Origin of the sequence: Klebsiella sp. X1-16S-Nf21 (assembly GCF_002837615.1) — a bacterium.
GTDB classification, from domain to species: domain Bacteria; phylum Pseudomonadota; class Gammaproteobacteria; order Enterobacterales; family Enterobacteriaceae; genus Klebsiella; species Klebsiella variicola.
Genome location: NZ_PJDK01000022.1, coordinates 1 through 24,751 on the forward strand (window position 1 = coordinate 1; position 24,751 = coordinate 24,751).

At 56.5% G+C, this 24,751-nt stretch carries 24 protein-coding genes and 1 pseudogene; 7 read left to right on the forward strand and 18 right to left on the reverse strand.

Going from position 1 to position 24,751, the window contains the following annotated elements; translation table 11 throughout:
* The 7 genes and pseudogenes from CW267_RS12265 to CW267_RS12295 form a co-directional block, all read right to left on the reverse strand.
* A pseudogene (locus tag CW267_RS12265) lies at window positions 1-211 on the reverse strand (type 1 fimbrial protein); the annotation flags it as partial.
* Between the two features lie 19 nt (window positions 212-230).
* Window positions 231-782, reverse strand: coding sequence for a fimbrial protein (locus tag CW267_RS12270; RefSeq protein WP_044613841.1), 552 nt, complete (start codon window positions 780-782; stop codon window positions 231-233).
* A 36-nt stretch (window positions 783-818) separates the two neighbouring features.
* On the reverse strand, window positions 819-3,398 hold the full coding sequence (locus CW267_RS12275) for a fimbria/pilus outer membrane usher protein (protein WP_100781429.1): 2,580 nt from the start codon (window positions 3,396-3,398) through the stop codon (window positions 819-821).
* The gene (locus tag CW267_RS12280) at window positions 3,352-4,041 is read right to left on the reverse strand and encodes a fimbrial assembly chaperone (RefSeq protein WP_032691118.1); all 690 of its coding nucleotides are present in this window, start codon (window positions 4,039-4,041) and stop codon (window positions 3,352-3,354) included. Before CW267_RS12280 ends, CW267_RS12275 begins: the two co-directional genes overlap by 47 nt.
* Before the next feature lie 60 nt (window positions 4,042-4,101).
* A complete protein-coding gene (locus CW267_RS12285; RefSeq protein WP_074442684.1) occupies window positions 4,102-4,659 on the reverse strand; it encodes a fimbrial protein in 558 nt (185 codons plus the stop codon).
* A 510-nt stretch (window positions 4,660-5,169) separates the two neighbouring features.
* Complete coding sequence (locus tag CW267_RS12290; RefSeq protein WP_008807269.1) at window positions 5,170-5,859, reverse strand: LrgB family protein; 690 nt, start codon at window positions 5,857-5,859, stop codon at window positions 5,170-5,172.
* Entirely contained in the window at window positions 5,852-6,262 is a 411-nt protein-coding gene (locus CW267_RS12295) for a CidA/LrgA family protein (RefSeq protein ID WP_008807270.1), read from the reverse strand. The genes CW267_RS12290 and CW267_RS12295 overlap by 8 nt, the downstream gene beginning before the upstream one ends.
* Window positions 6,263-6,367: 105 nt before the next feature.
* On the opposite strand from CW267_RS12295, the gene CW267_RS12300 reads away from it, so the two are divergent.
* Complete coding sequence (locus CW267_RS12300; RefSeq protein ID WP_012543171.1) at window positions 6,368-7,249, forward strand: LysR family transcriptional regulator; 882 nt, start codon at window positions 6,368-6,370, stop codon at window positions 7,247-7,249.
* Between the two features lie 162 nt (window positions 7,250-7,411).
* Here the strand turns inward: CW267_RS12300 and CW267_RS12305 are convergent, their stop codons facing one another.
* The 4 genes from CW267_RS12305 to soxR all read right to left on the reverse strand — a co-directional run bounded on the left by CW267_RS12305 (window position 7,412) and on the right by soxR (window position 12,332).
* On the reverse strand, window positions 7,412-9,058 hold the full coding sequence (locus tag CW267_RS12305) for a Na+/H+ antiporter (protein ID WP_012543172.1): 1,647 nt from the start codon (window positions 9,056-9,058) through the stop codon (window positions 7,412-7,414).
* Between the two features lie 147 nt (window positions 9,059-9,205).
* Complete coding sequence (locus CW267_RS12310; RefSeq protein WP_008807272.1) at window positions 9,206-10,555, reverse strand: NCS2 family permease; 1,350 nt, start codon at window positions 10,553-10,555, stop codon at window positions 9,206-9,208.
* 390 nt (window positions 10,556-10,945) lie between these two features.
* Window positions 10,946-11,614, reverse strand: coding sequence for a glutathione S-transferase family protein (locus CW267_RS12315; protein WP_012543173.1), 669 nt, complete (start codon window positions 11,612-11,614; stop codon window positions 10,946-10,948).
* Window positions 11,615-11,873: 259 nt separating this feature from the next.
* A complete protein-coding gene (gene soxR / locus CW267_RS12325; protein WP_004206331.1) occupies window positions 11,874-12,332 on the reverse strand; it encodes a redox-sensitive transcriptional activator SoxR in 459 nt (152 codons plus the stop codon).
* Between the two features lie 84 nt (window positions 12,333-12,416).
* Here soxR and soxS point away from each other — a divergent pair, with 84 nt between their 5' ends.
* Window positions 12,417-12,746 carry a superoxide response transcriptional regulator SoxS gene (gene soxS, locus CW267_RS12330; protein ID WP_004151738.1) on the forward strand — a complete coding sequence of 110 codons (330 nt, stop codon included), beginning with the start codon at window positions 12,417-12,419 and terminating at the stop codon, window positions 12,744-12,746.
* Here the strand turns inward: soxS and CW267_RS12335 are convergent.
* Complete coding sequence (locus tag CW267_RS12335) at window positions 12,731-14,335, reverse strand: EAL domain-containing protein (protein ID WP_032731712.1); 1,605 nt, start codon at window positions 14,333-14,335, stop codon at window positions 12,731-12,733. The two genes, soxS and CW267_RS12335, sit on opposite strands and share 16 nt — an antisense overlap.
* A 508-nt stretch (window positions 14,336-14,843) precedes the next feature.
* On the opposite strand from CW267_RS12335, the gene CW267_RS12340 reads away from it, so the two are divergent.
* Window positions 14,844-15,125: a YjcB family protein gene (locus CW267_RS12340; protein ID WP_008807275.1), complete on the forward strand. Its 282-nt coding sequence runs from the start codon at window positions 14,844-14,846 to the stop codon at window positions 15,123-15,125.
* Between the two features lie 46 nt (window positions 15,126-15,171).
* Here the strand turns inward: CW267_RS12340 and CW267_RS12345 are convergent, their stop codons facing one another.
* Genes CW267_RS12345 through CW267_RS12360 form a run of 4 tightly spaced genes read right to left on the reverse strand, consistent with a single transcriptional unit; the run spans window position 15,172 to window position 19,120 of the window.
* Window positions 15,172-16,029, reverse strand: coding sequence for an ABC transporter permease (locus CW267_RS12345; protein WP_032736694.1), 858 nt, complete (start codon window positions 16,027-16,029; stop codon window positions 15,172-15,174).
* Window positions 16,026-16,859: an ABC transporter permease gene (locus tag CW267_RS12350; protein ID WP_012969154.1), complete on the reverse strand. Its 834-nt coding sequence runs from the start codon at window positions 16,857-16,859 to the stop codon at window positions 16,026-16,028. The genes CW267_RS12345 and CW267_RS12350 overlap by 4 nt, the downstream gene beginning before the upstream one ends.
* 60 nt (window positions 16,860-16,919) lie before the next feature.
* Window positions 16,920-18,059 (reverse strand): extracellular solute-binding protein, encoded by a 1,140-nt coding sequence (locus tag CW267_RS12355; protein ID WP_100781428.1) that lies wholly within the window; start codon window positions 18,057-18,059, stop codon window positions 16,920-16,922.
* Between the two features lie 29 nt (window positions 18,060-18,088).
* On the reverse strand, window positions 18,089-19,120 hold the full coding sequence (locus tag CW267_RS12360) for an ABC transporter ATP-binding protein (protein WP_032736755.1): 1,032 nt from the start codon (window positions 19,118-19,120) through the stop codon (window positions 18,089-18,091).
* Window positions 19,121-19,282: 162 nt separating this feature from the next.
* On the opposite strand from CW267_RS12360, the gene CW267_RS12365 reads away from it, so the two are divergent.
* Genes CW267_RS12365 through CW267_RS12375 form a run of 3 tightly spaced genes read left to right on the forward strand, consistent with a single transcriptional unit; the run spans window position 19,283 to window position 21,835 of the window.
* Window positions 19,283-20,053, forward strand: coding sequence for an MBL fold metallo-hydrolase (locus CW267_RS12365; RefSeq protein ID WP_032736693.1), 771 nt, complete (start codon window positions 19,283-19,285; stop codon window positions 20,051-20,053).
* Entirely contained in the window at window positions 20,050-21,063 is a 1,014-nt protein-coding gene (locus tag CW267_RS12370; RefSeq protein WP_100781427.1) for a LacI family DNA-binding transcriptional regulator, read from the forward strand. The genes CW267_RS12365 and CW267_RS12370 overlap by 4 nt, the downstream gene beginning before the upstream one ends.
* Before the next feature lie 10 nt (window positions 21,064-21,073).
* Window positions 21,074-21,835 carry an inositol monophosphatase family protein gene (locus CW267_RS12375; RefSeq protein ID WP_012969157.1) on the forward strand — a complete coding sequence of 254 codons (762 nt, stop codon included), beginning with the start codon at window positions 21,074-21,076 and terminating at the stop codon, window positions 21,833-21,835.
* 38 nt (window positions 21,836-21,873) lie between these two features.
* Here the strand turns inward: CW267_RS12375 and CW267_RS12380 are convergent, their stop codons facing one another.
* The gene (locus CW267_RS12380; RefSeq protein ID WP_008807283.1) at window positions 21,874-22,227 is read right to left on the reverse strand and encodes an anti-adapter protein IraM; all 354 of its coding nucleotides are present in this window, start codon (window positions 22,225-22,227) and stop codon (window positions 21,874-21,876) included.
* A gap of 270 nt (window positions 22,228-22,497) precedes the next feature.
* The gene (locus CW267_RS12385; protein WP_012543179.1) at window positions 22,498-23,445 is read right to left on the reverse strand and encodes a LysR family transcriptional regulator; all 948 of its coding nucleotides are present in this window, start codon (window positions 23,443-23,445) and stop codon (window positions 22,498-22,500) included.
* Window positions 23,446-23,574: 129 nt separating this feature from the next.
* Between CW267_RS12385 and CW267_RS12390 the strand changes: the two genes are divergently transcribed.
* A complete protein-coding gene (locus CW267_RS12390; protein ID WP_012969158.1) occupies window positions 23,575-24,741 on the forward strand; it encodes an SMP-30/gluconolactonase/LRE family protein in 1,167 nt (388 codons plus the stop codon).
* The last annotated feature ends 10 nt before the right edge of the window (window positions 24,742-24,751 follow it).

Here is a 24,751-nt window from a genome sequence, read left to right on the forward strand (position 1 = left end):
TGCTTCCCTCGCAGTTAATCAGCTCCGTTTGCGCGCGGGTAATTTTCCCCGAGTCATACAGCACGGTGCCCGCGGTGTAGCTCCCGGCGTTGACCAGAATCTTTTCCGGCAAGTTAGTCATCGAGACATCGCCATAGTTGGTTCCCGTGCAGGCCGCCCAGCTATAGAGGGGACACAGTACCAGCATGAACAAGAAGATCAGTTTTTTCATACCCATCCCTGTCGAAACGTTATTTGTAAGCCACATCGAACGTGGCGGTAAAGCCGACAATCCCCGGCCTTACCTGGCCATAGGGCGAAAACATGCGTGCTACCATATTGAAGATATGGACGTCGGCACGGTCACCAAAGGTATAAAGATACTGGTCGCCAGGCCCGAGGGGCTGCTGATCGGCAAGAGTGAGAAGTTGCATACCGACGCCGCTGGCCCCGTCGCTGCCTGTGCGGAAGTTTTTATAAACCGAGGTGTAAGTGTTATCGAATTTTGCTCCGCTAAATGCGATGGTTACCGCCGACGCATCGGCGGAACAACTGGAAAAGACCAGCTTAACCGGCACGCTGGCGCCGCTCGACCCGGCATTTCCGGAGAACGTCTGCGAGGAGACGGTGCCTAAATCGATACTGTTCGACGGTTCCACGGCCACCTCGCAGGAAGGCGCTTCGATGGTGCCCGTGACGTTAAAATTGACCGTGCTGCTGCCTTCATAAGCCAGCGCCGGAAGGGAGAGCAGCAAAAGGCTGGCCACCAGGATGCCCCTTGTGCTGCCGTCTCGCATATTCATATCAGCCCCTTCTTCCATGTTGAAAACCTGCATCCATTACCGGCATTCGGCCTGATAGAACAGAATATCGTCGCCAAGAGCCATGCTGGAGAAGTCGTAATGAACGGTGCACTGCTCACTGCTTTTCTCCCCCCAGCGCGCTAACAGCTGGCCTTTTTTCTGCAGCCCCGTGAGATACACCTGCCCCTCATCGCCGACAATATTGCTGCGCGCCGCGCTGGCGCGATCATTATCAAGGGTCACCAGCGCGCCGAAAGGCACCACACCGTTGCGAGTACACAGGGTGAGCATCGCCTTATAGCCAATTCGGGTGTCATACTGCACTTTGACGATTGCATTGCGCGTTGGGACCACCGTTCTGGCGACGTTATCCACCTCGGCGCCAGCCATCTGCTGTTCATCCAGCGCCAGGCTGTTGCGATGGTAAGGGCGGACATACGGCACCACGGCATACCCGGCGGCATCCGTCGTCACGTTGGTCTGGCCCTGCACCCGCACATCGCTGACGCCGGGCGTTTCGACCAGCGCAGCACTCTCACCCAGAAAGCGCGACAGCGTGAGCCCGCCCGCGTGGGCAACCATGCCGCCGCGCAGCGAATAATTGTAGTGATTGCTGTAGTGGTCGTAGCCATAGCCGCCGGCGACATCGCCTTTTGAGCCCTGATAATTGACGCTGAGGTTGCCGGAGGTGCTCTTATCCTGGGTGTTGTAACCCTCCTGGAGGCTCCAGTTGAGAGAACGATCCTCGAACGCCGAGCCATTGAGCCCCACGCTGTGCGTGGTGTCGTTATGCCGACCATGGTTCAAGGTGTAATTCGCCGAGAGCTTCTCGCCAAGCGGGATGCTTAGCGTCAGGGAGACGATGGTATCGCTGGCCGGCCGGTTATTGCCGCTGTCATCGGTGCTTTGCACATTGCGGTTATAGGAATAGTTAATAAAGTAGGAGGCCCTGCCAATCGACCCGCTATAGCCCACGCCTACCGACTCCATGCGCGAGCTGTCCCAATAGGTTTCATTGACCAGCGAAAGCGAGAGCGAACCATAGCCGAACAGCGTCTGCGACAGCGAAGCGTCAAACCGGCCTTTCGTTCTGCCGCTCTGCGTACAGCAGTCGCGCTGCGTGGAGGCGTTATCGACAAAATCCTGAAACGAATAGTATCCCGCGGTGGAGTAGCGATAGCCGGCCACGGAAAAGCTGGTGCCCGTCTGCAGAAAGCTTTTGCTGAAGCGGACGCGATACGATTGCCCCTGTTCTTTGCGGGTTGACGAGGCCGTATCGCTGGTTTTCACGTCGGCCCACGACTGAGAGCCGTCAAACGACAGCGCGCCGATGGTGCCAAGGTTAAAGCCAGCGCCTAACAGCAGGTTGGTGTATTTATCTTCCGCCTGCTGAAAGCCGGTATAGAGAGTAAAGTTACTGGTGGCGCCATAGGCCAGGGAAGACTGAATAAAGTTGTATTCTTTATCGTCGGAGCTGCCTGAGCGCGTCCTGCCGCTGCTCAGCGCATAGTCCAGCTGGCCCTCACGCTGCAGGACCGCCAGCGAGGCAAAAGGCACCACAAAGTTTTGCTCGCTGCCGTCAGACTCTTTAACGGTGACGTACAGATCGCCGGCGCTGCCGGTGGCATACAGATCGTTAATCTCAAAGGCGCCGGGAGCGACGGTGGTTTTATAAATGCTGTAACCATTCTGATAAACCGAGACCTCCGCGGTGGTGCGCGCGATCCCTCGAATCGTCGGCGCAAAGCCATGCAGGCTATCCGGCAGCATCTCTTTGTCCGAACTGAGCTGCAGGCCGGTAAAGCTCACACTGTCGAAGATGCCGGAAGAGGTATAGGTATTACCGACCACCAGTTGACTGCGCAGGGTGTGAATATCGCGGGCAAGGTACGAGTAAACCGACTCCCAGCGGCTGCTGTTGTCGCTGTGGCTATAGGTGCTGTAGTTGCGCAGACGCCATGGCCCCAGATTCACCCCAGGCTGCAAGCTAACAAACTGGCTGTCTACGGTCGCGCCATTATGCCGCGGCGCATTGCGCTGCCCGGTGACACTATAGTTGAGAAGACCGGCGTTGATCCCCTGCTGCCACTGGCTCTCCGGTATATAGTCTCTTGGGCGATTCAGCATCGCGGCCTGCGGCACGGTAAAATCGATTCGCTGTTGGGCAAGAGACACCGAAAATGTCATCCCGGGGATCGCCGACAGCCGGGCGCAGGTTTCCCCTGCCGCGAACAGCTGGGGATAGGCGGTGGTATTAATCAACCACGAATTCAGATACTCCGCGGAAAGACAGGGAGAAGCGGTCGCGCCTGCGTCATGGCCAATTTCCTGAAAGGTCAGCGATTCTGAACTGACATACTTATCATTGATGTAAACATCCAGATGATAGGTGCCCGGCGGTACGCCATCTTGCGAAAAATAGGACAGATCCACCGAAGCCGCAGGATCCTCGGCGACTTCGAGTAAATTCGGGTTGAAATATTCACCGGCCTCAGCGCGAGAAGACAAGGTACTCAGGCACAAAACAATAGCGACGCAGATACTTTTGGTTGAAAACAGTAGCTCAACGCTACTGAATGATAGCGGTATATTTCTTCCCTGACATACCATAATCATTAATCACGCTCCATGTGATCTCTTTTTTCCCTGTCGCGGACAGGGTACTCTGCACGGGTATTTTTAAAGTAGAAAATGGGGCAGCAAACCATGCGCCAGAAATATTTTTTCCGTTAAGGCTAACCTGGGAAAAATTCATATACAGCGGTGAGTTATTTTTTACCGTCACCGAGTCCCCCGCTTTTCCCCACTGTAATTTTTCGGCATACGATTCCGGTGTATTGCCTTTTAACGCGGCAGGTCGATAAATCAATTTTATTTTCGAGTTGATGGCAAACTGCACCACATTTTTATCCGGGACATATTCCGTTGCCGGGATCCCTTTGATATTGAGCCAAAACATCGACTCGCGATCGTCGGGTAATTTTTTTCCTGAGCGGACAACGCGCACGAATCCTTTCTCTCCGGCTTTGAGACGGAACAGCGGCGGCGTAATAATAAACGCGTCTTTGGCTGGCGACGCGGCATCCACCACCGAGAGCCAGGACTGGACGATATTGCTGCTCTGATCTTTATTCTCAACCGTGATGACGGCGTTGTTTTTCGCACCATCAAACACCAGACGCGTGCCGCCCACGACCACGCTGGCTTGCGCAATAGAGGAAGACAGCAAAAAACCGACCACAAAAAAAGGATATCTCATACGTTTAATTAAAGGGGAATAGCAGACGATTCCCCTTTCTCCATTCAACAAAACGCCGAATTAATAATAAGTCACGTTATAAGTCACAGTTGTCTGAACGGTACCTTTCGTCGGATCGGTATCACCCGACTTCACCATTTTAACGGTGAATGGAATGGTTGCGGCACCGGAAGAAATATCGACATCCGAACCCTCTTCATTATTCTTCATTACCTTACCCGCTTCGTCGAAAAGCGCCACAGCAACACCGGTTGCCGGCTCATCAGTCGCCTGGTTTTTAAAATAATCGCTGTTCGCGGTATCGGAAACACCGCCAAAAGTGACGCGAGCGATGCTGTTGCCACCGTCTTCCGCGGTCGGGCAATCGGCTAAGCTAAAGGAGAAGTTCTTGGCAGCGCCGAAGGTATACGCTTTCAGATCTGCCACTGAGGTGGTGCCCATATCAATAGCCGTTACGCCGCCGTCAATGGTCGCCGTACAGGTCGTATCGGAAACAACACCATTAAAAGTAATGGTGTTATCGGCCTGAGCAACGGTAGACAGCACGCTGCAGGCAGAGAAAATCAGGGCACCAGCCAGAATTTTTTTACTCATCTTCATATTTATTCCCATATCCATTATAAACGACAATCAGTCCGTCAATTGTTTTATGCAGATATATTAGAGAATGAATTTGCATCCGCGCGGCGTCACATACACATTTACGTGACATATGATTTATGATAATTAATATTATACATAAATAAACGACCAGCATTTGAATCCATTCAATAATACAAGCCCGCGTAAAAAGAATAACGAACAGAGGGTAAAAGCTCAATTATTAATGTAAAAATTGATTTTTAAACAAATCGCCTTAAAAAATGAGAAAAATAAGATGAAGTTCCTTTGAAATCATAGCGATACAAACTTATAAAATTCTTAGAGATAATAAAAAGCCTATACATCATTCGCAATATAATTAGATCAGTATTGATTATGAAATATTTAGTTACAAAGAGAGGATGGTAATAAGAATTGCCTTAATCTTTTCTGATGACCAATAACCGGCATAAACAAAAAGGGGCGAAAATAGTTCACAACTATTCCGCCCCTCAATATTTCATAACAACCGGTTACACGAGAACGCTAAAACAGCAGCCAGCGCACTAACGGCGCCGCCAGCACCACCACTACGCCAGACAGCATCATCACCAGGCTGGCCACCACGCCCTCCTGCTGGCCCAGCTCATAGGAGCGCGCCGTCCCGGCACCATGGGAAGCCGCGCCGAACCCGGCTCCTTTCGCCATCCCTTCCCGGATAGCCAGGCGTAAAAACAGCATATCCCCCACCGCCATGCCAAAGACGCCGGTGATCACCACAAACAGCGCCACCAGATCGGGCTGACCACCGAGCGGTTTCGCCGCCGCCAGCGCAAAGGGCGTGGTCACCGAGCGCACCGCCAGGCTGCGCTGGATTTCATCAGACAACATCAATCCGCGCGCCAGCCATACGGAGCTGGTCACCGCCACCACCACCGCCGTTACCACCCCGGCGCTGAGCGACATCCAGTGGCGTTTGATCACCGCGACATTTTCATAGACCGGGACGGCAAAGGCGATGGTGGCGGGGCCCAGCAGCCACAGCAGCCAGTGGGTCTCTCCCATATAGCTCTGATAAGAGATATGGCCCAGCACCAGGATCAGCACCAGCAGGATCGGCGTGAACACCAGCGGCATCAGCGGCAGTTTATGAAAACGGCGATACAGTCTTTTATTGGCGTAATAGAGACCCAGCGTCGCCACCAGACACAGGACGCTCAGCATGACATCACTCATTTTTTAGCCGGCTCACTTCGTAACGGTAGACCCTGTCGACGACCCAGGCCGTCGCGCCGAGCACCATCAGCGTGCTTAAGGCAATCACCAGGAAAATCCGCCAGCCATCAACCATCAGCAGCTGGGTATAATTGACCACCGCGACCACCGCCGGGACGAAAAACAGCAGCATCTCCGCCAGCAACCAGCGGGCGCCGGCGCGAACCCAGCTCAGGGGGATCACCCGGCAGACGATCAGCAGCAGGAGCATCACCATGCCGACCAGGTTAGCCGGCAGGGGTACCTGCCACCTGTTCACCAGATATTGCGCAAAAATAAATAACCCGACATAAAGGAGCACCTGCAGCGGGATTTGAAGACGCTGCGCCACGGCGGGGGCAACGCGAGCTGGCGCGAAGGCCATGAGCGATATTCCTGAAAAAAAGAAGTCAGGGGTGCAGTATAGAGAGCCGCCGAAGCGGACAGAAATGAATTAAAATCATCGCAGGTATAGTCTCAGGGAATAATTATGGATATCCGAACGCTGCGCTATTTCGTTGAAGTGGTTCGTCAGCAGAGTTTTACTCGCGCGGCGGAAAAGCTGTTCGTCACACAGCCCACCATCAGCAAGATGCTCAAAAATCTCGAAGATGAACTGAACTGCACGCTGTTGATCCGCGATGGCCGTAAACTGCTGCTCACCGATACCGGGCGCGTTGTTTTTGAACGCGGCCAGGCGATCCTTGGCGAGTTCAGCCAGCTGGAGTCAGAACTGAGCGATATCAACCACCTGCATAAAGGGGTGTTGCGGCTTGGCATTCCACCGATGGTCGGGATGCTGATGGCGGAGCCGATCAGCCGCTTCCGCGAGCGCTACCCGGGCGTCGAGCTGAAAATCGCCGAGTTTGGCGGCCTGACGGTCCAGCAGGCGGTCAGCAACGGCGAGCTCGATATGGCGATGACCGCCCTGCCCATCGAAGAGGGTAGCCACCTCACCACCCTGCCGTTGTTCAACCACCCGCTGTGCGTCCTGACGCCAAGAACCGCGCCGTGGGAGGGCGTGACCTCGCTCTCGCCGGCCGAGCTGGCGGCGTATCCGCTGGTCATCTACAACGAAGAATTTGCCCTCAGCCAGCAGCTGATGCGCCTGTTTGCCGAGCATGACGTAAAGCCGCGTATCGCGGTGCGCAGCGGCCAGTGGGATTTTCTCGCCGCGATGGTGCAGGCCGGCATTGGCGTGGCGATCCTGCCCGAGCCGATTTGCCAGCGTCTCGACCCGCAGAACTTTTGCTGGATCCCATTGCAAAGCGAGCTGCGCTGGGAGCTGGGGATGATTTGGCGGGAGGGCGTGTATATGTCGCGCAGCGCTGAGGCCTGGCTGGCGTGCAGTAAAGCGTTCTGGCTGGAATAATTCCCTGGTGACAACGCATTTCACAGAGGAATGGGTAACCCGGGTCAGGCGCTTGCGCCGCTGCCCGGGTTTCCCCCGGTCGCGCTAACGCTTACCGGGGCGACACATTTACTGCAGTCTCGCCAGTAGCCCGAATAAGCGTCGCGCTATCCGGACTAAAGGTTATTGATCTTCGATTAACAGCGCTTCCAGCAGGTCGAGATCGTGCAGCAGCTTCTGCAGCGTCTCGTTACTGATCTGCCGGGTGGCGCGCAGGTGATACAGCTCTCCACGCTCGGAGCGCAGCGCCGCCAGGCGGAAGCGACGCTCCAGACTCTCCTCCAGCATAGAGGTTTCCACGTCGTTACGACCATCGACGCGGCGGCGCAGGTTACCGATCACCCGCGAACTGACTTCGGTCAGCAGCTGATTATCGATATTCTCTTTGGTATCCGCCGCCAGGCGCTCTTCCATCTTCTGGATCGCCACAATCGCCACGTCTGCCGTCGCTGCGCGCGCCAGTCGTTCCTCTTTCCGCTGCTGCACGTTGTCACTCGATTCAATGTGGCGCAGCAGGATCGGCAGCGCAATCACCCCGACGAACAGCGAGAACAGGATCACCCCGGCGGCGAGGAAAATCAGCTCATAGCGCGCAGGGAAAACATTCCCGTCCGGCAGCAACAGCGGAATCGAGAGCACACCGGCGAGGGTAATCGCCCCGCGCACCCCGGCCACAGAGGAGATCAGCAGCTCGCGGGTGGTCCAGGAGCCAAACTCCATCGGTTTCTTCTTCAGGAAGCGCTGACTAAGCTTACGCATCGACCACAGCCAGCCAAAACGCACCAGCATCAGCGCGGCATAGATCAGGATGATGTCGGTAAACAGCATCCAGGTCTCGACGTTGGGGTCAGCTTCCGCCGCCACCAGCGAGCTGGAGAGGATATCCGGCAGCTGCAGGCCCAACAGCAGGAAGACCATGCCGTTGAAGACAAATTCCAGCATCGCCCAGGTGCTGTTAGCGCGCAGACGCATGGCCAGCGGCGCGGTACGCATCACGCCGGAACGGGTGATGGTCATCCCCGCCGCCACCGCCGCCAGGATACCGGAGACACCGATATGTTCGGCAATCAGATAGGAGGCAAACGGCAGCAGGAACAGCAGGACAATCTGCGTGGCGGGTTCATCCCCACCCCAGCGGCTGAGGAAACGCATCGAGCGGCCATACGACCAGCTCACCACAAACCCGGCCAGCACGCCGCCGATCGCCACCTTCAGAAACTCTACGGTCGCGCCGCCAACGGTGAAGACCATGGTGCCCATCGCCACCGCGACGGCAAACTTGAGTGAGACCAGGCCAGAGGCATCGTTCATTAACGCCTCGCCCTGCAGAATACCCATGATTTTTTTCGGTATCCGCCCTTCCCCGACGATGCCGGAGAGCGCCACGGCATCGGTCGGCGAGAGTACGGCCGCCAGCGCGAACGCCGGGATCAGCGGAATGCCAGGCACAATCCAGTAGATCAGAAAGCCGATGCCGACCACCGTCACGACCACCAGCGCCAGCGCCAGACCAAGGATCTCCCGCCCGTGTTCAATAAACTCACGGGTCGGCGTTTTCCAGCCGTCGGCGAACAGCAGCGGCGGGATAAACAGGACCAGAAACAGCTCTGGATCAAATTCAACGTGCAAACCGAAGGTCGGCCACGCCAGAAGCGCGCCAATGGCGATTTGCATCAGTGGGAGTGGAACCTGAAAGGGCAGTACACGCGTCACTACCCCGGACAGTGAGACCACAAGGGTCATGATGAGGATGGTAAAGAATATTTCCATGTGTTCCCTGTTTGCTGCGTTTTCTTTTATACCTGTGAGGCGTCGTGCCTGTGAATCATACGCTACCCAGATTAACGCAAATGGAAACAGGATGTGGCTTAAAAATAAAACGGGCGGCCTGAGCCGCCCGTGAGGAGCACGAAGGGTTTAAATCGCCCAACCGCCGGCGTAAAACGCCACCAGCGCCACGGCGATAATTACCGTACCGAGGTTCAGCTTACGCCACTCGCCGGAGACCAGACGGCCAATCACCAGGGTAGCGAAACCGATCATGATGCCGGTCACGATGTTACAGGTCAGCACGATAAACACCGCGGTGATCAGGCCAGCCATCGCGTCAACGAAGTCGTTGAAATCGATTTTTGCCACGTTGCTCAGCATCAGCAGGCCGACGTACATCAGCGCCGGCGCGGTCGCGTAGGCCGGTACCAGATAAGAGAGCGGGGAGAGGAACAGGATCAGCAGGAACAGGACACCGACCGTCACCGCGGTCAGACCGGTTTTACCGCCAGCCGCGGTACCCGCCGCCGATTCGATATACACCGCCGCTGGCGCCGCGCCAACTAAACCGGAGAAGACGCTGCTCAGGGAGTCGGTGGTCAACGCTTTACCGCCGTTGATGATCTGTCCGTCTTTGTCCAGCAGGTTTGCCTGGCCGGCCACCGCGCGGATAGTACCGGTGGCGTCAAAGACCGCCGTCATCACCAGCGCCAGCACGCTGGGCAGCACGACCGGGTTCAGCGCGCCGATGATGTCGAGGCTGCCGATCAGCGAGTTGCCTTTATCATCGCTCAGGGATGGCATGGCGAAAATACCGGAGAAATGGACGTTCGGATCGAAAATCAGGCCCACAATCGACACACCAATAATGGTCAGCAGAATACCGCCCGGCACCTTCATTTTTTCCAGACCAATGATCACCGCGAGGCCAATCAGCGACATCACCACCGGGAAGCTGGCAAATTTGCCCAGCGCCACCGGCAGACCGTCCAGCGGATTTTTGATCACCAGACCAACGCCGTTGGCGGCGATCAGCAGCAGGAACAGGCCAATCCCGATCCCGGTACCATGCGCCACGCCCTGCGGCAGGTTGCGCAAGATCCAGCTGCGGATGCCGGTCGCGGAAATCACCGTAAACAGGACACCCATCAGGAATACCGCGCCGAGGGCCACCGGAATACTGATCTGCTGCCCCAGCACCAGGCTGAAGGCGGTGAAGGCGGTCAACGAAATGGCGCAGCCGATAGCCATCGGCAGATTTGCCCATAACCCCATCACCAGCGAGCCAACGCCCGCCACCAGACAGGTCGAGACAAACACCGCGGCCGGCGGGAAGCCCGCTTTACCGAGCATGCCCGGCACCACGATGACGGAGTAAACCATCGCCAGAAAGGTAGTAAGACCTGCAACAATCTCCTGACGCACGGTGCTACCGCGCGCCGAAATTTTAAACCAGGCGTCTAATGAACCGCCGGTACGCGCTGAAGGCGTAGACATAGAAAACTTCCCCTGAAAATTTTTATTGTTCGTTGATATGCGTGGTGGACCCTCCACTGCCAGTTAAACGCGATCTCCTTGTACCGAATCGCAGCGCCAGGGGGGCTGCAAAAAAGCAAACGTTTAACTCCGCGCATACACTACGGTGTGTCAACCTTATCTCCTCCCTCTGGATAGCAGAAAAAAGAGGGAGCAAAACAGAAAGGCAAACGATTATCCGGCCTTTAGATAACCCTTTTCAACCGATGTTTATCGTATTTCGCTAAATTTCGCTTATGACGAGCAGAAAATAACCAGACGATGCGCAAACGTTATCGTCTATGCGCAATCCGCTAACAAATTTTTAGTGAGTTGCTTTCATTTGTCGGCGTCATCGGATCCGCTGATACCTCAGGCGCCGGGTAAGGAAAAGGGGCCGCCGCGCTCGATGGCCCGCTGCCAGGCCGGACGCTGCTCCACCCGCTGTCGCCAGGCCTCGATATGGACAAGGTCATGCACGCCACCGCGCGCCAACAGCGCCATCACCGGGAAGCTCATCTGGATATCGGCCATACTCAGTCGCTCGCCGGCAAACCATGGCCGCGTGGCAAGATGGTCGTCAATAAACCGCGCATGGGTGGCCAGCTGGGGATCCAGCCACGCTTTCTGAATGCCCTTGCCCAGCAGGGCGCCCAGCGAGCGGACGCCAAAGGGCACAGGGGGTTTACCCAGGCTGGCGAACACCAGCTTCATTAACAGCAGCGGCATCAGCGAGCCTTCGGCATAGTGCAGCCAGAAGCGGTACTGCAGTTTGTCCTCTATCGCCTGCGGCTTCAGCAGCCCGCCGCTGTCCCAGGTCTCCTGCAAATACTCGAGAATGGCCCCGGACTCCGCCAGCACATAGCCGTTGTCTTCCAGCACCGGCGATTTCCCCAACGGATGGACTTTCTTCAGCGCCGCCGGCGCCAGCATCGACTTTTCCCGCTGATAGCGGACTATCTGATAAGGCAGCTGCAGCTCTTCCAGTGCCCACAGTACGCGTTGCGATCGTGATTGATTAAGATGGTGTACCGTCAGCATGGGCCTCTCCCGTGGTTTGTTCAAATTAACTATAGGAACAGGCGCTCATTGCCGGGAAAATTTCGGCAAAATAGTAAGGAAAAAATGGCAGCAGCTGCCATAGTTAAAGTGTCGACGCAAACCGGAACCTCCATCAACAGATTGCGCAATACTGAGGGACGTCGATGTCGGGGGAAACCCTCTCGTGAACCAGCGAGATAATGCGAAAGACAAAGACCGGAAAACAACTAAAGCGCCCAGTTGTGGCGCTTTAGTTTTATTATTCCTCTTCCAGCAGCCGGGCGCCGGTCCCCTCTTCCCCCAGCTTATCGCCCGGGTTGCGCAGCGGGCAGTCGCGCCGTGATAAACAGCCGCAGCCGATACAGCCGTCGAGCTGGTCGCGCAACGCCGTCAGGGTATGAATACGCCGGTCCAGCTCCTCACGCCACTGCGATGACAGCATCTTCCACTCTTTTGCGCTGAGGTTGTGCCCTTCCGGCAGTACGCCAAACGCGTCGCCGATGGTCGCCAGCGGGATGCCGATGCGTTGCGCAATTTTGATAATCGCCACCGCGCGCAGGACATCGCGCCGGTAGCGCCGCTGGTTGCCGGCATTCCGCTGGCTATGGATCAGGCCTTTACTCTCATAAAAATGGAGAGCCGAGACCGCCACGCCGGTTCGTTTTGCCACTTCCCCGGGCGTCAGCAGCATTTTGATGCGGGGTGATTTCTTTTCCATAAAGCGCTTTACCTCAAGTTAACTTGAGGAATTATACTCGCCCGCAGACAAAACGACGAATCGAGAATTGAGAGAGGCCGCTTTATGTCCCATCAGGATATTATTCAAACACTGATTGAATGGATTGATGAACATATCGATCAACCACTTAACATTGATATAGTCGCCAGAAAGTCAGGATACTCGAAATGGTATCTGCAGCGGATGTTCCGTACCGTAATGCATCAGACGCTGGGTGATTATATTCGTCAGCGCCGCCTGCTGCTGGCGGCGGAAGCGTTGCGAACCACTCAGCGACCTATCTTTGATATCGCGATGGATCTGGGCTACGTCTCGCAGCAAACCTTCTCCCGGGTGTTCCGCCGCGAGTTCGACCGCACTCCCAGCGACTACCGCCATCAGATCTCCGCGTGACGCGGCGGCTGAGGCCTGCTTATGGGCGTGGGAGCATTCGCTAACCACTGCATAAACTCCCGCGCCGGCATGGCTTTCGCAAACAGCCAGCCCTGACAAAATTGCACGCCGCGCTTGTAGAGCCAGCTTACCTGCTCCGGGGTCTCCACCCCTTCCGCGATAGTTTTTAAACGCAGCCCGCGCGCCATCTCGATGATGTGCTCAGCGATCAGATGGCTGGTGTTGTTGGTGGTCAGCGTATCAACGAAGGTTTTATCGATTTTGAGGATATCGACATTCAGCGCGTGCAGATTATGCAGATTCGAGTAGCCGGTACCAAAATCATCGATCGCAATCTCATAGCCTGCTTCGCGGAACGCCTGGATCACCGGCGTCGTTTTCGCCACGTCGATAAACCCGCGCTCGGTCACTTCGATTTTGATCTGTCCGATGCAGACCGCATAGCTGTGCGCTTTCTCACTGATCTGGGAAATCAGCCGCGCCGAGTGGAAATCGGACGCAGAGAGATTGATCGCCACATACAGCTGCGGATGGCTGGCAAGAAACTCACCCATTTCATAAAACAGCTCGTCCACCACGTAGTCCGTGATCTGGGCAATCATGCCTTCATTTTCCGCCAGCGGGATAAACTCCGCCGGGTTCATCACCGGGCCATCAAACCCCGGCCATCGCAGTAGCGCCTCCGCCCCGACGCAGCGGTTATTTTTAATATCGATAATCGGCTGGTAGTGCAGCCGCAGCTGGCGGCAGCTCAGAGCCCGCTGTAGCATATTGCGCGGCGAGTGATACTGGCGGCGGGTTCGTGTCCACACCAGCACCAGTAAAATACTGCAAATGATCCCCAGCGGCAGCGTCAGGCTCGCCTGGTCACAGAAGTTGTGGTAGTAGCTGGCCCGGGAGGTGGACATGATGACCGCGATCGGCCGGATAGCGGAGCGGGCTATCGTATACACCCGACCATTCTGATTAAAAAAAGCATCGCCTTCGCGAATTAACGCCTGGAGTTCGGCGGGCTCAACATTATTACTCAGCGAGAAAAAGAGGTTGGTTTTAGTATCGAAAACGCCATAGGCTAAATCGCGGTCGCTGGCAATCACCGAGCTGAACGAGTAGGGGTTGACCACCACCACATAGGGCCCCTTCTGCATATAATTCATGGCAAAGCCCGGGTAAAACGGCGTATCCCGATAGTAGTAAATCGCCACATCCGGCTTTTTGGTGTAATTCGCCGCGGGCATCCGCCAGCCGGTCTCGGGATGAGCGGACGTTGAACAGATAAAGCGCTGACCGTTGGCGTAGATCAGATCTTCTACATACAGCAGACCGCGAACAATATGCAGTAAATAACGCTGGTGCTCCGCTGAGCATAGCTCACCACGATACCGGCTGGCTTTAAACCGCGCCTGATCCGCTTCCCGGATGACCATTTCTGTTTTTTGCAGCGCCAGCTGCGAAAATGAGTGCAATTGATCAATGGTTTCGGCTTTGGCCCGCAGCTGGGCAAACCACAATGCCAACATCACCGGCAATAAAATAACCAGCCCCATTCCGACAAGTCTGAGCGCCTTATGCGGCGCACTGTCAGCCATTTACGCTTTCATCCATGCGATATGCCTTAATTAAGGTAGCCCGAACACGTTAGCAATCGCGACTGCGATAGACATCAGCAGATATCTGCCAGCCCTTCAGGGCGTCAGCTTTTCAGCTGGTGGTGTTGAATAATACTTATTTATCAGGTATTCGAAAGATATTCTCGTCAGATTAAGAATAGACGCGCATCTGACTCGGTTTCTCCGTGTAATAAACAGGAACTGGTAATAAAACCCGCAGAGTAATAATCATTAGCAAGAGAATGAAAATAAGATAATCGGGTTTTGCTTACCTATATCCACACAAAATCAAAGCTTATTAAGCGCAGCGAAAGCTCATTTTTTGGCTGGCGAATAAAGCACCAAGTGTGATATAGTTCACACAAGTTGATGAAACAGAAATGACGTTTCATCACTCTCTAGTTTGCCAGTCGAGACCAGAGCGCTATGCCATCGTCAGTCGCGCCAGGTCATCCATGGCTCCCCGACTTTCTTTGAGGATAGGTTAATGGCTTCCATTACTACCAGTGTCGTTTTGTTGCGCTGGCCCCTGGTGAGCGCGGTACTGATGTTTCTCGCCAGCTCGTTGAATATCCAGTTACGGAAAAGCGATTATGCCGGTCTGGCAGTGATCTGCAGCTGCCTCGGCCTTGCCGCCGCCTGCTGGTTCGCCACCGGTTTGCTGGGCATCACCCTGATCGATATCGCAAAAATCTGGGGTAATATCAAAGATGTGATGATTGAGGTCATGAGTCAGACGCCGCCAGAATGGCCAATGATGATGACCTGAGGTTAAAAAGCTTCCCACCGGGAAGCTTTTTCGTTTTCTACGGTCCTTACTTCCCCAGTTTCGCCATCATCTCCGGGCGCATAAATTTATGGATCACCACCATAAAGAGCAGCGATGGCACCAGCAAAATCAGCGCCGTAATCGACGAGACCTGATAGTTACCCGACATGCTGGCGTTATAGAGCAGTAGCGGCAGCGTGGTGATATCCGGCGCGCCGACAAAGAAGGTGCCGGTAAACTCATCCAGCGACTCCAGAAAAACGAAGATGCTGGCGGCAACGATCCCCGGCGCCGCCTGCGGCAGCACAATGTGCCAGAAGGTATATACCGGTCCGGCGCCAAGGTTACGCGACGCCCGCGCCAGCAGCGGGTCGATGGATGAGAAGGCTGCCATACAGATCCACACCGAATACATCAGGCCGTGAACGCTATGCACCAGTACCACCCCTGCGATACTGCCGTTCAATCCCCACTGATAAAACAATCGGGCAACATTCATGTATACCGTCAGGTTGGGAAAGGCCTGCGGGATGAGAAACAGCAGCATAAACAGCACCCGCAGCGGCATTTTCCGCCGGGAAAGCGCATAGCCGGCGGGGACGGAAATCAGCAAACAGACCCCCACCGATAACAGGGCGATCAACACGCTGGTTAACAGCGAACCGGACACATCGCTGTATGGATTGAAAACCTGATACCAGTACTTCAAACCCCACTGACTGGGCAGCGAATGGGGAAAATACCAGCTTTCCGCTACGGTCCAGATCAACAGGTTCAGCAACGGGCCAAACATCGCCAGCAGCATAAACAGCAGCAGCAGGGTCTGCAGCGCCAGGCTGGGGCGCACTTTACGGCGCCCTTTTATCCACCATGACGGGGATGAGGCGAGGGTCAGCGCTTTCATGATTCCCCTCCTTTTTGCTGCAGGCTGTGGCGCAGGTAAAACCACGACAGCGCGCCGCAGATCGCCAGCGACACCATACCCAGCGCATTCGCCACCGCGTAATCGCCATAGGAATTCACGCGAAACGCCATATCCACCGTCAGCATCGTCGGCGTTCCGACGCCGATCATCAACGGTACCGACAGCACCGACATCATGGTCACCGTCGACAGCACCAGCGCCACGCCGATGGTCGGCAGGACCTGCGGCAGCATGATATCGAACAGGATCCGCGGCCGGGAGGCGCCAAGGTTACGCGCAGCAAGGATCTGCGACGACTCCAGCGCCGCCATCGCCCCGCAGATCAGCAGCGTGGCAAAGGCCAGTTGCTTCCAGACAAAGGTGATCACTATCCCTTTCCATCCCAGCCAGGAGAGCGTCTCCAGCGGTGTGACCAGGTCGGCCGCCACCAGCGCATTGTTCATCAGGCCATTTTTGGCGAGAAAAGTGCGCATCATCTGGGCGACGACAATAAACGGAATAAACAGCGGTAAGCGATACAAAAAACCCAGCAGACGAACAACGGGTCGGCACGGTGACAGCGCAATCACTGCCGACAGGGTAATGGCGATCAGCGCTAACAGCGCCACTGAGACCAGTACGATAATCAGCGAAAAGAGCACATCACTGGCGTAAAGCGCATAGACCTTGCGGAAGTGATCGAGCGTGAACGGCTGTCCCGGCGCGGTAAACGCCGAGACCAGCGAAAACCCCAGCGGATACAAAAACAGGATCGCGATCATCAGCGCCGCCGGAGCAACCAGCAGCAGATATTTTAATGAACTGGACATAATGCACCTGGCGTCAGCACAAGAAAGCGCCCGGGCCGACAACCCGGGCGGGAGAAGGCGTTAGTTGGCCACCTGGCTTTCGTAACCCTCTTTGATGTCGTCAAAATAGGGAGCGATCGGGAAGCTTTTGCCATACTTTGCCAGCGCTTCCGGCGAGATTTCGGCAAACAGCTTTTGCCAGGTCGCCGTATCCAGCTTCGGCTTCACCTGCCCGGCGTCGATGCCCGGATACCAGTTAAACTGCTTAACGATCCCCTGCGCCTGCACTTCCGGGCTGGTGGCCAGCGCGATAAAGTCGCGCGCCAGCTGCGGATTCGCCGCCTTCGCCGGGATGACGTAATACATCGGCTGACCCGGCATACCCGGCGCCAGTAAAGCAAGCTTGATCGAGGGCGGCAGCTTGCCCTGATCTTTCCAGCTATAGAACATATCGACCCACACCGGGCCCATGGCGATTTCCTCCCGGCTCAGCATGTCGAGCGTCCCGGCGTTGCCCGGGGTGAAAGTCACGTTTTTATTGAACGCCTTCAGCTTCTCATAGGCCTGCTGCCAGCCTTTTTCGACGCTTTTATCATAGGGCCCAGCGGAGAGACGCTGGGCGTCGGTCCCGTAGGCGTAGATCCAGCCCACCACAAAGCTGACGCCAGACATGCCGTTCTTGATGCCGTTATAGCCAAAAGCCTGCGGATGTTTCTGCGTCCAGGCCACCAGCTCGTCATACGACGCCGGTGGGGTACTGAGCAGATCGCTGTTCCAGGCGATAGCGGTCTGGCTTAAGAACATCGGCATGACGTATCCATCGACGTTAACGCCCAGCGCCTGAGTGGCGCTCGGCGAACTCACCATGCCGCCGGTCTGAATATCCTGACGGTATTTTTGCAGTAATCCCTTTTCCACCTGCTCACCGCCCGCCTTCTGGTGCACTACCGCGACGTCGATATCCCACTGCTGCGCGCCGCTCTCCTGCTGGGCCGTTAGCTTCTCGCTAATTTTATTCGACCCGGCGTCGCCGGGGCCGGTACCGATCACCCGCACCTTGACGCCGGGATGAGCGGCTTCAAATTTTGGCCCCAGCCAGGTTTTTACATAATCCACCATATTCTGATCGCCCGCGGTGGCGACATTCAGAATGGTGTCGGCCTGTGCGCCAAGGCTCAGGAAGAGGGTCGTTACGATCGCTGCTTTCGTCTTAGTCAACATGGATTGTCCCCAGAATGAACACGCTGATATCACTGTGATAGTGGTAAAGGAAAAATATGCAGGGCCGGCGTTGGCACATGGAGCCGAACGCGGCTTTTTGTCGGCCAGCACTGCGCGGCATCGGCCAGTAGCAGGCGGTCATGACAGCGCACGCTGTGGCGATACAGATTGCCCAGAAACGCGCTTTGCTCCACCACGCCCTCCAGAGCAAGTCCCTCCAGCGGCGCAGGCTGCGTTAGTTCAGCGAGCGCGGCATCAGCGCTGCGAAAATAAATAACTTTTTCCCCCTGCTGAGCGGCGGATAAACCGGATATTGCGGCAGCGGATAATTCACCGGAGGTTATTTTATTATCGGCGCCCATAAAATCAGCGACGAAGGGCGTCGCGGGACGTTGATATATTTGTTCCGGGGTGCCAGTTTGTTCAATACGCCCCTGATTTAGTACCGCAATGCGGTCCGCCATCACTAAGGCTTCCTGCTGATCGTGGGTGACAATTAATGACGTGAAACCCAGTCTCTTTTGCAGAGATTTAATTTCATGGCGCACATTCAGGCGCACTTTGGCATCCAGATTAGATAACGGCTCATCCAGCACCAGCACCTGGGGCTCTATGGCCAGGGCTCTTGCCAGCGCCACCCGCTGCCGCTGACCGCCCGACAGTTCGGTCACTTTCACCTCGCCAAGTCCCTCAAGATTCACTATTCGCAGCAGCTCCGCCACCCGCCGCGCGATATCCGCCCCGCGCCATTTGCGCAGTTTCAGGCCATAGCCGATATTGCGCGCTACCGTCAGGTGCGGCCACAGGGCGTAGCTTTGAAACACCATGGTGATATTGCGCTGCTCCGGCGCAAGATGGGTGATCGTTCGACTGGCAATCGCCATCTCGCCGCTTTGCACCGGAATAAAGCCGCAGAGCGCGTTCAGCAGCGTGGTTTTTCCGCATCCCGACGGACCCAGCAGGGCAATCATTTCCCCTTGCTCGACCGCCAGATCGATATTATGTAAAACCACGTTATCGCCATAACTAATTTTAAGGCCGGTGATCTGTAAATAACTCATATTCGCTACCTGAAAGCGCTGCTGCGGCATTTTTTTAGCAAGGTGAACACGTGTTCATTTGGCTGTAAAAAAAATGAAACGTTAACTCGACATGATGTGAGCCTACTTTGTCGGGTATTTATGACAATTTAATTAAGCGGCAAAAAATTTTGGCGAGGGTCAATGAAAATAGATGTGCTTGGCTGCGGGAGCGCCTTTTCCTGCACGCAAAATACCTCCGCGCTGCGGGTGATCGACGCGGACAACAAACAGTGGTTAATCGACTGCGGCCCCACCGTTCCCCGCGCACTCTGGCAGCGCGGCGGTGGGGTCAATGATATTGACGCAATCTACTTCACCCACGTCCATCCGGATCACTGTACCGGTCTGACGGCGCTGCTGAATTACTGGAAAAGTGGCTCCCGTCAGAAGCCGCTGATTATCTACTGCCAGCCAGCGCAGCAGCCGGTGCTCATGCAGCTGACCGCGCTGGCGAACTGGCCTCAGGCGGATCCTGGTTTCACCATCGACTGGCAGGAATGCCGCGAAGCCTGGACGTGGCAGGACTGGCAGATCCGCACCGCCGCCACCCAGCATGAGCTGAGTAATCGCGCCATCCGCATCACCATTGCCGGGCAGACGCTGTTTTACAGCGGCGATGGCCGGCCAACCGCCGACTCGATAGCCCTGATGGCCGGCGCCGGGCTGGCGTTTCAGGAGTGTGCCTCAGTGGCGGCCCTTGACGACGATGCTTCTCATGGCGATTTCCCCTCCTGCCTGATGCTGTTCAGAACGCTGCAGCTCCCGGCGCTGGGGCTCTATCACTGCGAGGACGCCGCCCTGTCGGCGCTGAAGCAAGCCTGTCAGCCGTGGCAGGGATTATTCGTGTCGCAGGATGGGGACCACTTTACGCTGCCGCGTCCCGCATTCGCCGATGAGGCGCATGCCCTATGAGCCCACGTAAACCCAGCGTCACCGCCCAGGATGTGGCCAGACTGGCCGGCGTCTCGCGGGCGGTGGTGTCACGCGCGCTGAGCAGCAACGGCAGCATCTCTCCCGACGCCCGGGCGCGGGTGCTGCGCGCCGCCGAAGAGCTGGGGTACCAGGTTAACTTTCTTGCCCAGGGGCTCAATCGCCAGCGCAGCCACTTAATCGGCGTGATCGTCTCGCGCATCAGCGATCCTTTTCGCAGCGCCCTGCTTGATGCCCTGCTCAACGAGATCCAGCGCCAGGGCTTTCAGGCGCTGGTGAGCGAGATCCACAGCGAGCAGGACCTGGCGCACACCCTGCGCCGTTTCACGCAGTTTCGCGTCTCCGGCGTTATCGTCACCTCCGGCCAGCCGCCGGAGGCGTTGGTGAATGAGTGCGTCCAGCAGCATATCCCGGTAGTGGGCATTAACCGCCAGCCGACGATACCCGGGGTGGATTATGTCTGCTCTGACAACATCGCCGGCGCCGAACTGGCGGCCGACCAGCTGCTGCGCAGCGGCTGCCGGCGGTTTGGCTGGCTCAACCACTCACCTTCCACCTGGGCCGGGCGCATGCGTGGGGAAGCATTCAGCCGGGCACTGCAGGCGCGCGGAGTGGACGTCGAACGCAATCTGGCGATCCTCGCCTGCCCGGAAGAGGGCTATACGGGCGGGTTTCAGGCCGCTGCGCTCGCCGACGAGGCGCTGGAGGGGATCTTCTGCGCTAACGCCCAGATTGCCTGCGGCTTTCTCGATGGAATGCGCCAGCGCGGCAAACAGGCGCCTGAGGATTATCAGTTGATTGGTTTTGATAACACGCCGCCGACCGCGCAATATAGCTACCAGCTCACCACGCTACATCAGTATGTGGCGGCGATCTCCCGCCAGGCACTCGCCCGGCTGCAGGAGCGCACCGTCGACCCTTTACAACCTTCACGCACCACCTGGGTGGAGGTGACATTAATTCACCGGCGCACGTCGCCCTTTATTATCTGAGAGCAAGACCATGACGGAAGCACAACGAGAGTCATTATGCGCCTTGATTCGCCAGGCAGGCGCCCACGCCCAGGCGCTGCGCGATGCGGGATTGCAGGTCGATAAAAAATCGCGCCAGGACTTTGTTTCGCAAGCAGATCTCGCGGTAGAACAGGAGATTAAAGGGTGGCTGAAGGCGCACTTTCCGCAGGAGGGTTTCCTCGGTGAAGAGAGCGGTTTCGAAGGCGATGAGCACACCGTCTGGGTGCTTGACCCCGTGGATGGCACCACCAACTTTATCCTTGGCATGGATTACTGGTGCATCTCACTGGCGAGAGTGTGCCAGGGCGAACTCTCGCTCGGCATCATCTACGCCCCCGATCGCAATGAGTTTTTCTTCGCCGGCCGCGGCGAAGGGGCGTTTCTCAACGGTCGTCGCCTGACGCTGCGTGAACCGGATCCCGACGCGGTGGTGATCGGCATGGGGCGCTCCAGCCGCGCCCCGGCCAGCGACTATGCCCGGGCCATCGACACGCTGCTCGACGCCGGCCTGGAGTATCGCCGTTTTGGCGCGGGCGCTCTGATGCTGGCGCATGTCGCTGCCGGTCAGATCCATGGCTATTTTGAAGCGCATATGAACAGCTGGGACGCGCTGGCGGGTATGCTGTTGATTGAGGAGGCGGGCGGAACGTGCAATGCATTTCTCGCCAATGAAGGGCTGCGGCAAGGCAACCTCGTCCTCGCCGGCTGCGCAAGCGTCCAGCCACGAATGGCCGCCCTGCTGGTCAAATAACATCGCGCCGCCGGTAGCCGACCGGCGGCTTTCTCGGGCTAACGCCAGGGTTCACCGCGCGGAATATTATTCGGGCAGCGCTTAATCGCGCAAAAGGACTGGAAAAAACAGGAGTCAGACTGCTTGCCGCCAGCCTGATACGGGCAAGATGGCCGTTCGCGTAATTTCTCCCATTGCGCCTCATCGTACACCGTAATATTGTAGATTTTTAATGAATGATACTGGTCATTAATTAAAACTCTCGAGGAATAGAGCTTCATCGACTCACCGGGCAGCAGTATCACATCGGCCTCGTACCACATAATAAATTTTAAGAAACGCAGGCTGGATATTGCTGAAAAGGCGATGCCGGATTGCGGGCAGATGAGAGTATTAAGAATTGTCCATTTCATATTCCTTCCTTATAAAAGATGCTACAAATTATTACCTTATATAGTGATAGCATCCATCATTATAAACTGCAAGCGCACCTGACAATTATGTGACTTAAGACAATTCCTAACAACATAACCCATTATCGGTAACCTTGATTTTTCATCAAGAGATTAATGGTTAACCTCTATAAAAAAAGAAATAAATTAACCACAGAAAAGAAAATATAATAAAAAATAAGATAATATAAACATAATTGACAAAACGTCTTAGTCCTTGTGGATGAGCCCTCAGCCATAGGCATCAGGTAATGTCGCGCACAGCGTCGCCAGCGCCTCGGCTGGCATGGTCAGCAGGGTAATTAATGCCCGGGCAGCGGCTGACTGGCTTCTATGCGGCGGGTAAAGCACCGAGAAAGGCCGTGAACGTCCGGCGAACGCCGGAAGAACAGGAACCAGCTCCCCGCGCGCGATCGCCTCCTGCACAATAAACGCATAGCTCTGACAGATCCCCGCCCCCTGCAGGGCCAGCGAGACCACCCCGAGCACATCATCGGAGACATGCAGAGATGACGTCGGCAGCCAGCTGATATCCCGGCCATCCTCACGAAATACCCATTCGGCGACTTTTCCCGTTGCCGGCATAATAAATGTCAGGCATGAATGATGGCGCAAATCGGCTATTTTACTCAGCGGTCTCGCTGTCGAGCGTAAATAGGCCGGCGAGGCCACCAGACATAGCGCCGCATCTTCCAGCTTTTTTGCCACCAGGCCGCTGTCGGGTAAATGTCCCTGGCGCACCACCAGATCGAAGCCCTCAGCGATAATATCGACATTACGGTTGGTAATATTCAGCTCAATCTGTACGTCGGGGTGCAACTGACGGTACAACGCCAGCCGGGCGGGCAAACGATAGTGTCCCCAGGTGGTGGGGGCGCTCAATTTAACGCGCCCGGATAACGCCCCTTTTTGCCCCTGCGTCTCCCGTTCGGCATTATCCAGCACCTCAAACGCCTGGCGGACCTGACTCAGATAGGCGCTTCCGGCCTCGGTCAGGCTGATCCGCCGGGTGGAGCGGCGCAGCAGCTGGCACCCCAGACGCGTTTCAAGACGGGTGACGGCCCGGCTTAACACCGACGGCGTCGACGACAGCGCCACCGCGCCGGCGGTAAACGACCCGCGCTCGGCCACCGCCAGAAAGACTTCTACATCCGCAAGATAATCAAACCGCCGGGCCATTTGGTTCTCCAGAGAACAAATGATTGTCATTCCAGGCATCTTATCTTCCCGAAGGGATTTAATAAAATCGTTTACCGAGGCTTAACCGGGCCATCTGCCCCTCTTTTTTACTGCTTTCTGGAGACCATGATGCATCGTTTTTCACTCTTCGTTCTCGGCCTGCTGTCCCTGGGGCAGACCGCACTGGCGGCCGGGCCTGACGCCCCTGCCCATCTGGCGCTATGGCGCAGTTATACCGGGGTCACCTGGCAGCAGCGCGTCGATGCGCATTCCGTCAATGCGCCCATCGCAGGATTGCACTTTGACGCCGCCGGTCGGGCATTTGTTAGCACCCCACGTCTGATTTCGACCCAGGCGCCCGCCACGCTCAGCCTGCTCGATACCAAGTCCCTGAGCGGCCCGGCACGACTCACCGCCTTTCCGTCCACCGCGGCCAACAGCATCAGCGCCGATCCCCGCACGCACCTGCGCAATGTGCTGGGCTTTTACGTCGATAACCGCAACGGCTGGCTATGGGCGTTAGATCAGGGCTTTGTCGCAGGGGAAAAGACGGCGCCGCCGGGGGCGCAAAAAATCATGATCTATGCGCTCAGCGACGGTCATCTGGTGCAGCGTATTCCGCTCGACAGCGTCGCCGACCGGGAAGGAAGCTTCCTCAACGATATTGTGGTCGATGAGGCGCGCCGGGTGGCGTATATCGCCGACAGCGGCCTGCGCAGCGCGCCGGACAATCAGGCCGGACTGATCGTCGCGGATGCTAACCGTGGGGCGGTCCGCCGGGTACTGAACCAGCACCCGGCGTTGATGCCGGTTGCCGGTCTGCAGGTGGTTTCACATGGGGAAACGGTCTGGCCGGGCAACCCCATTATGCTTGGTATCAATGGTATTGCGCTGTCACCGGACCAGGAAACCCTCTACTGGACGGTCACCACCGGTACCACGGCGCGGACCATCGCCACCGCCGCGCTGCGCGATCCCGCGATGAACGAACGCCAGCTCGCCGCGGCCATCCGTACCGCGGGTGAGGTCGGCGGGAATAGCGATGGGATCGTGGTCGATAAGCATGGCGCACTCTATATCACCGATGTGACCCATAACGGTATTGTCCGTTATCGCCCGCAGAGCGGGCGGTTCACCCTGCTGGCCGCTGACGACCGCGTGTACTGGCCCGATACGCCGACTATCGGCCCGGATGGCGCGGTAATGTTCACCGCCAGCCATTTAAACCAACACTTCGCTCAGGCGGTTAAACCGGGAGAAGAGAAATATACCATCTGGAAAGTGGTGCAACCCTGATCCACACGGC

Coding starts and splice junctions, on each gene's coding strand:
- CW267_RS12315 (WP_012543173.1), bottom strand. CDS start 11,614: ATGCTGACGGTACACCATCTTAATCAATCACGATCGCAACGCGTACTG.
- CW267_RS12295 (WP_008807270.1), bottom strand. CDS start 6,262: ATGGCCTTCGCGCCAGCTCGCGTTGCCCCCGCCGTGGCGCAGCGTCTT.
- CW267_RS12275 (WP_100781429.1), bottom strand. CDS start 3,398: ATGATTATGGTATGTCAGGGAAGAAATATACCGCTATCATTCAGTAGC.
- CW267_RS12310 (WP_008807272.1), bottom strand. CDS start 10,555: ATGTCTACGCCTTCAGCGCGTACCGGCGGTTCATTAGACGCCTGGTTT.
- CW267_RS12290 (WP_008807269.1), bottom strand. CDS start 5,859: ATGAGTGATGTCATGCTGAGCGTCCTGTGTCTGGTGGCGACGCTGGGT.
- CW267_RS12305 (WP_012543172.1), bottom strand. CDS start 9,058: ATGGAAATATTCTTTACCATCCTCATCATGACCCTTGTGGTCTCACTG.
- CW267_RS12375 (WP_012969157.1), top strand. CDS start 21,074: ATGACGGAAGCACAACGAGAGTCATTATGCGCCTTGATTCGCCAGGCA.
- CW267_RS12385 (WP_012543179.1), bottom strand. CDS start 23,445: ATGGCCCGGCGGTTTGATTATCTTGCGGATGTAGAAGTCTTTCTGGCG.
- CW267_RS12355 (WP_100781428.1), bottom strand. CDS start 18,059: ATGTTGACTAAGACGAAAGCAGCGATCGTAACGACCCTCTTCCTGAGC.
- CW267_RS12300 (WP_012543171.1), top strand. CDS start 6,368: ATGGATATCCGAACGCTGCGCTATTTCGTTGAAGTGGTTCGTCAGCAG.
- CW267_RS12285 (WP_074442684.1), bottom strand. CDS start 4,659: ATGGATATGGGAATAAATATGAAGATGAGTAAAAAAATTCTGGCTGGT.
- soxS (WP_004151738.1), top strand. CDS start 12,417: ATGTCCCATCAGGATATTATTCAAACACTGATTGAATGGATTGATGAA.
- CW267_RS12280 (WP_032691118.1), bottom strand. CDS start 4,041: ATGAGATATCCTTTTTTTGTGGTCGGTTTTTTGCTGTCTTCCTCTATT.
- CW267_RS12370 (WP_100781427.1), top strand. CDS start 20,050: ATGAGCCCACGTAAACCCAGCGTCACCGCCCAGGATGTGGCCAGACTG.
- CW267_RS12380 (WP_008807283.1), bottom strand. CDS start 22,227: ATGAAATGGACAATTCTTAATACTCTCATCTGCCCGCAATCCGGCATC.
- CW267_RS12345 (WP_032736694.1), bottom strand. CDS start 16,029: ATGAAAGCGCTGACCCTCGCCTCATCCCCGTCATGGTGGATAAAAGGG.
- CW267_RS12360 (WP_032736755.1), bottom strand. CDS start 19,120: ATGAGTTATTTACAGATCACCGGCCTTAAAATTAGTTATGGCGATAAC.
- CW267_RS12335 (WP_032731712.1), bottom strand. CDS start 14,335: ATGGCTGACAGTGCGCCGCATAAGGCGCTCAGACTTGTCGGAATGGGG.
- CW267_RS12390 (WP_012969158.1), top strand. CDS start 23,575: ATGCATCGTTTTTCACTCTTCGTTCTCGGCCTGCTGTCCCTGGGGCAG.
- CW267_RS12340 (WP_008807275.1), top strand. CDS start 14,844: ATGGCTTCCATTACTACCAGTGTCGTTTTGTTGCGCTGGCCCCTGGTG.
- CW267_RS12365 (WP_032736693.1), top strand. CDS start 19,283: ATGAAAATAGATGTGCTTGGCTGCGGGAGCGCCTTTTCCTGCACGCAA.
- soxR (WP_004206331.1), bottom strand. CDS start 12,332: ATGGAAAAGAAATCACCCCGCATCAAAATGCTGCTGACGCCCGGGGAA.
- CW267_RS12350 (WP_012969154.1), bottom strand. CDS start 16,859: ATGTCCAGTTCATTAAAATATCTGCTGCTGGTTGCTCCGGCGGCGCTG.
- CW267_RS12270 (WP_044613841.1), bottom strand. CDS start 782: ATGAATATGCGAGACGGCAGCACAAGGGGCATCCTGGTGGCCAGCCTT.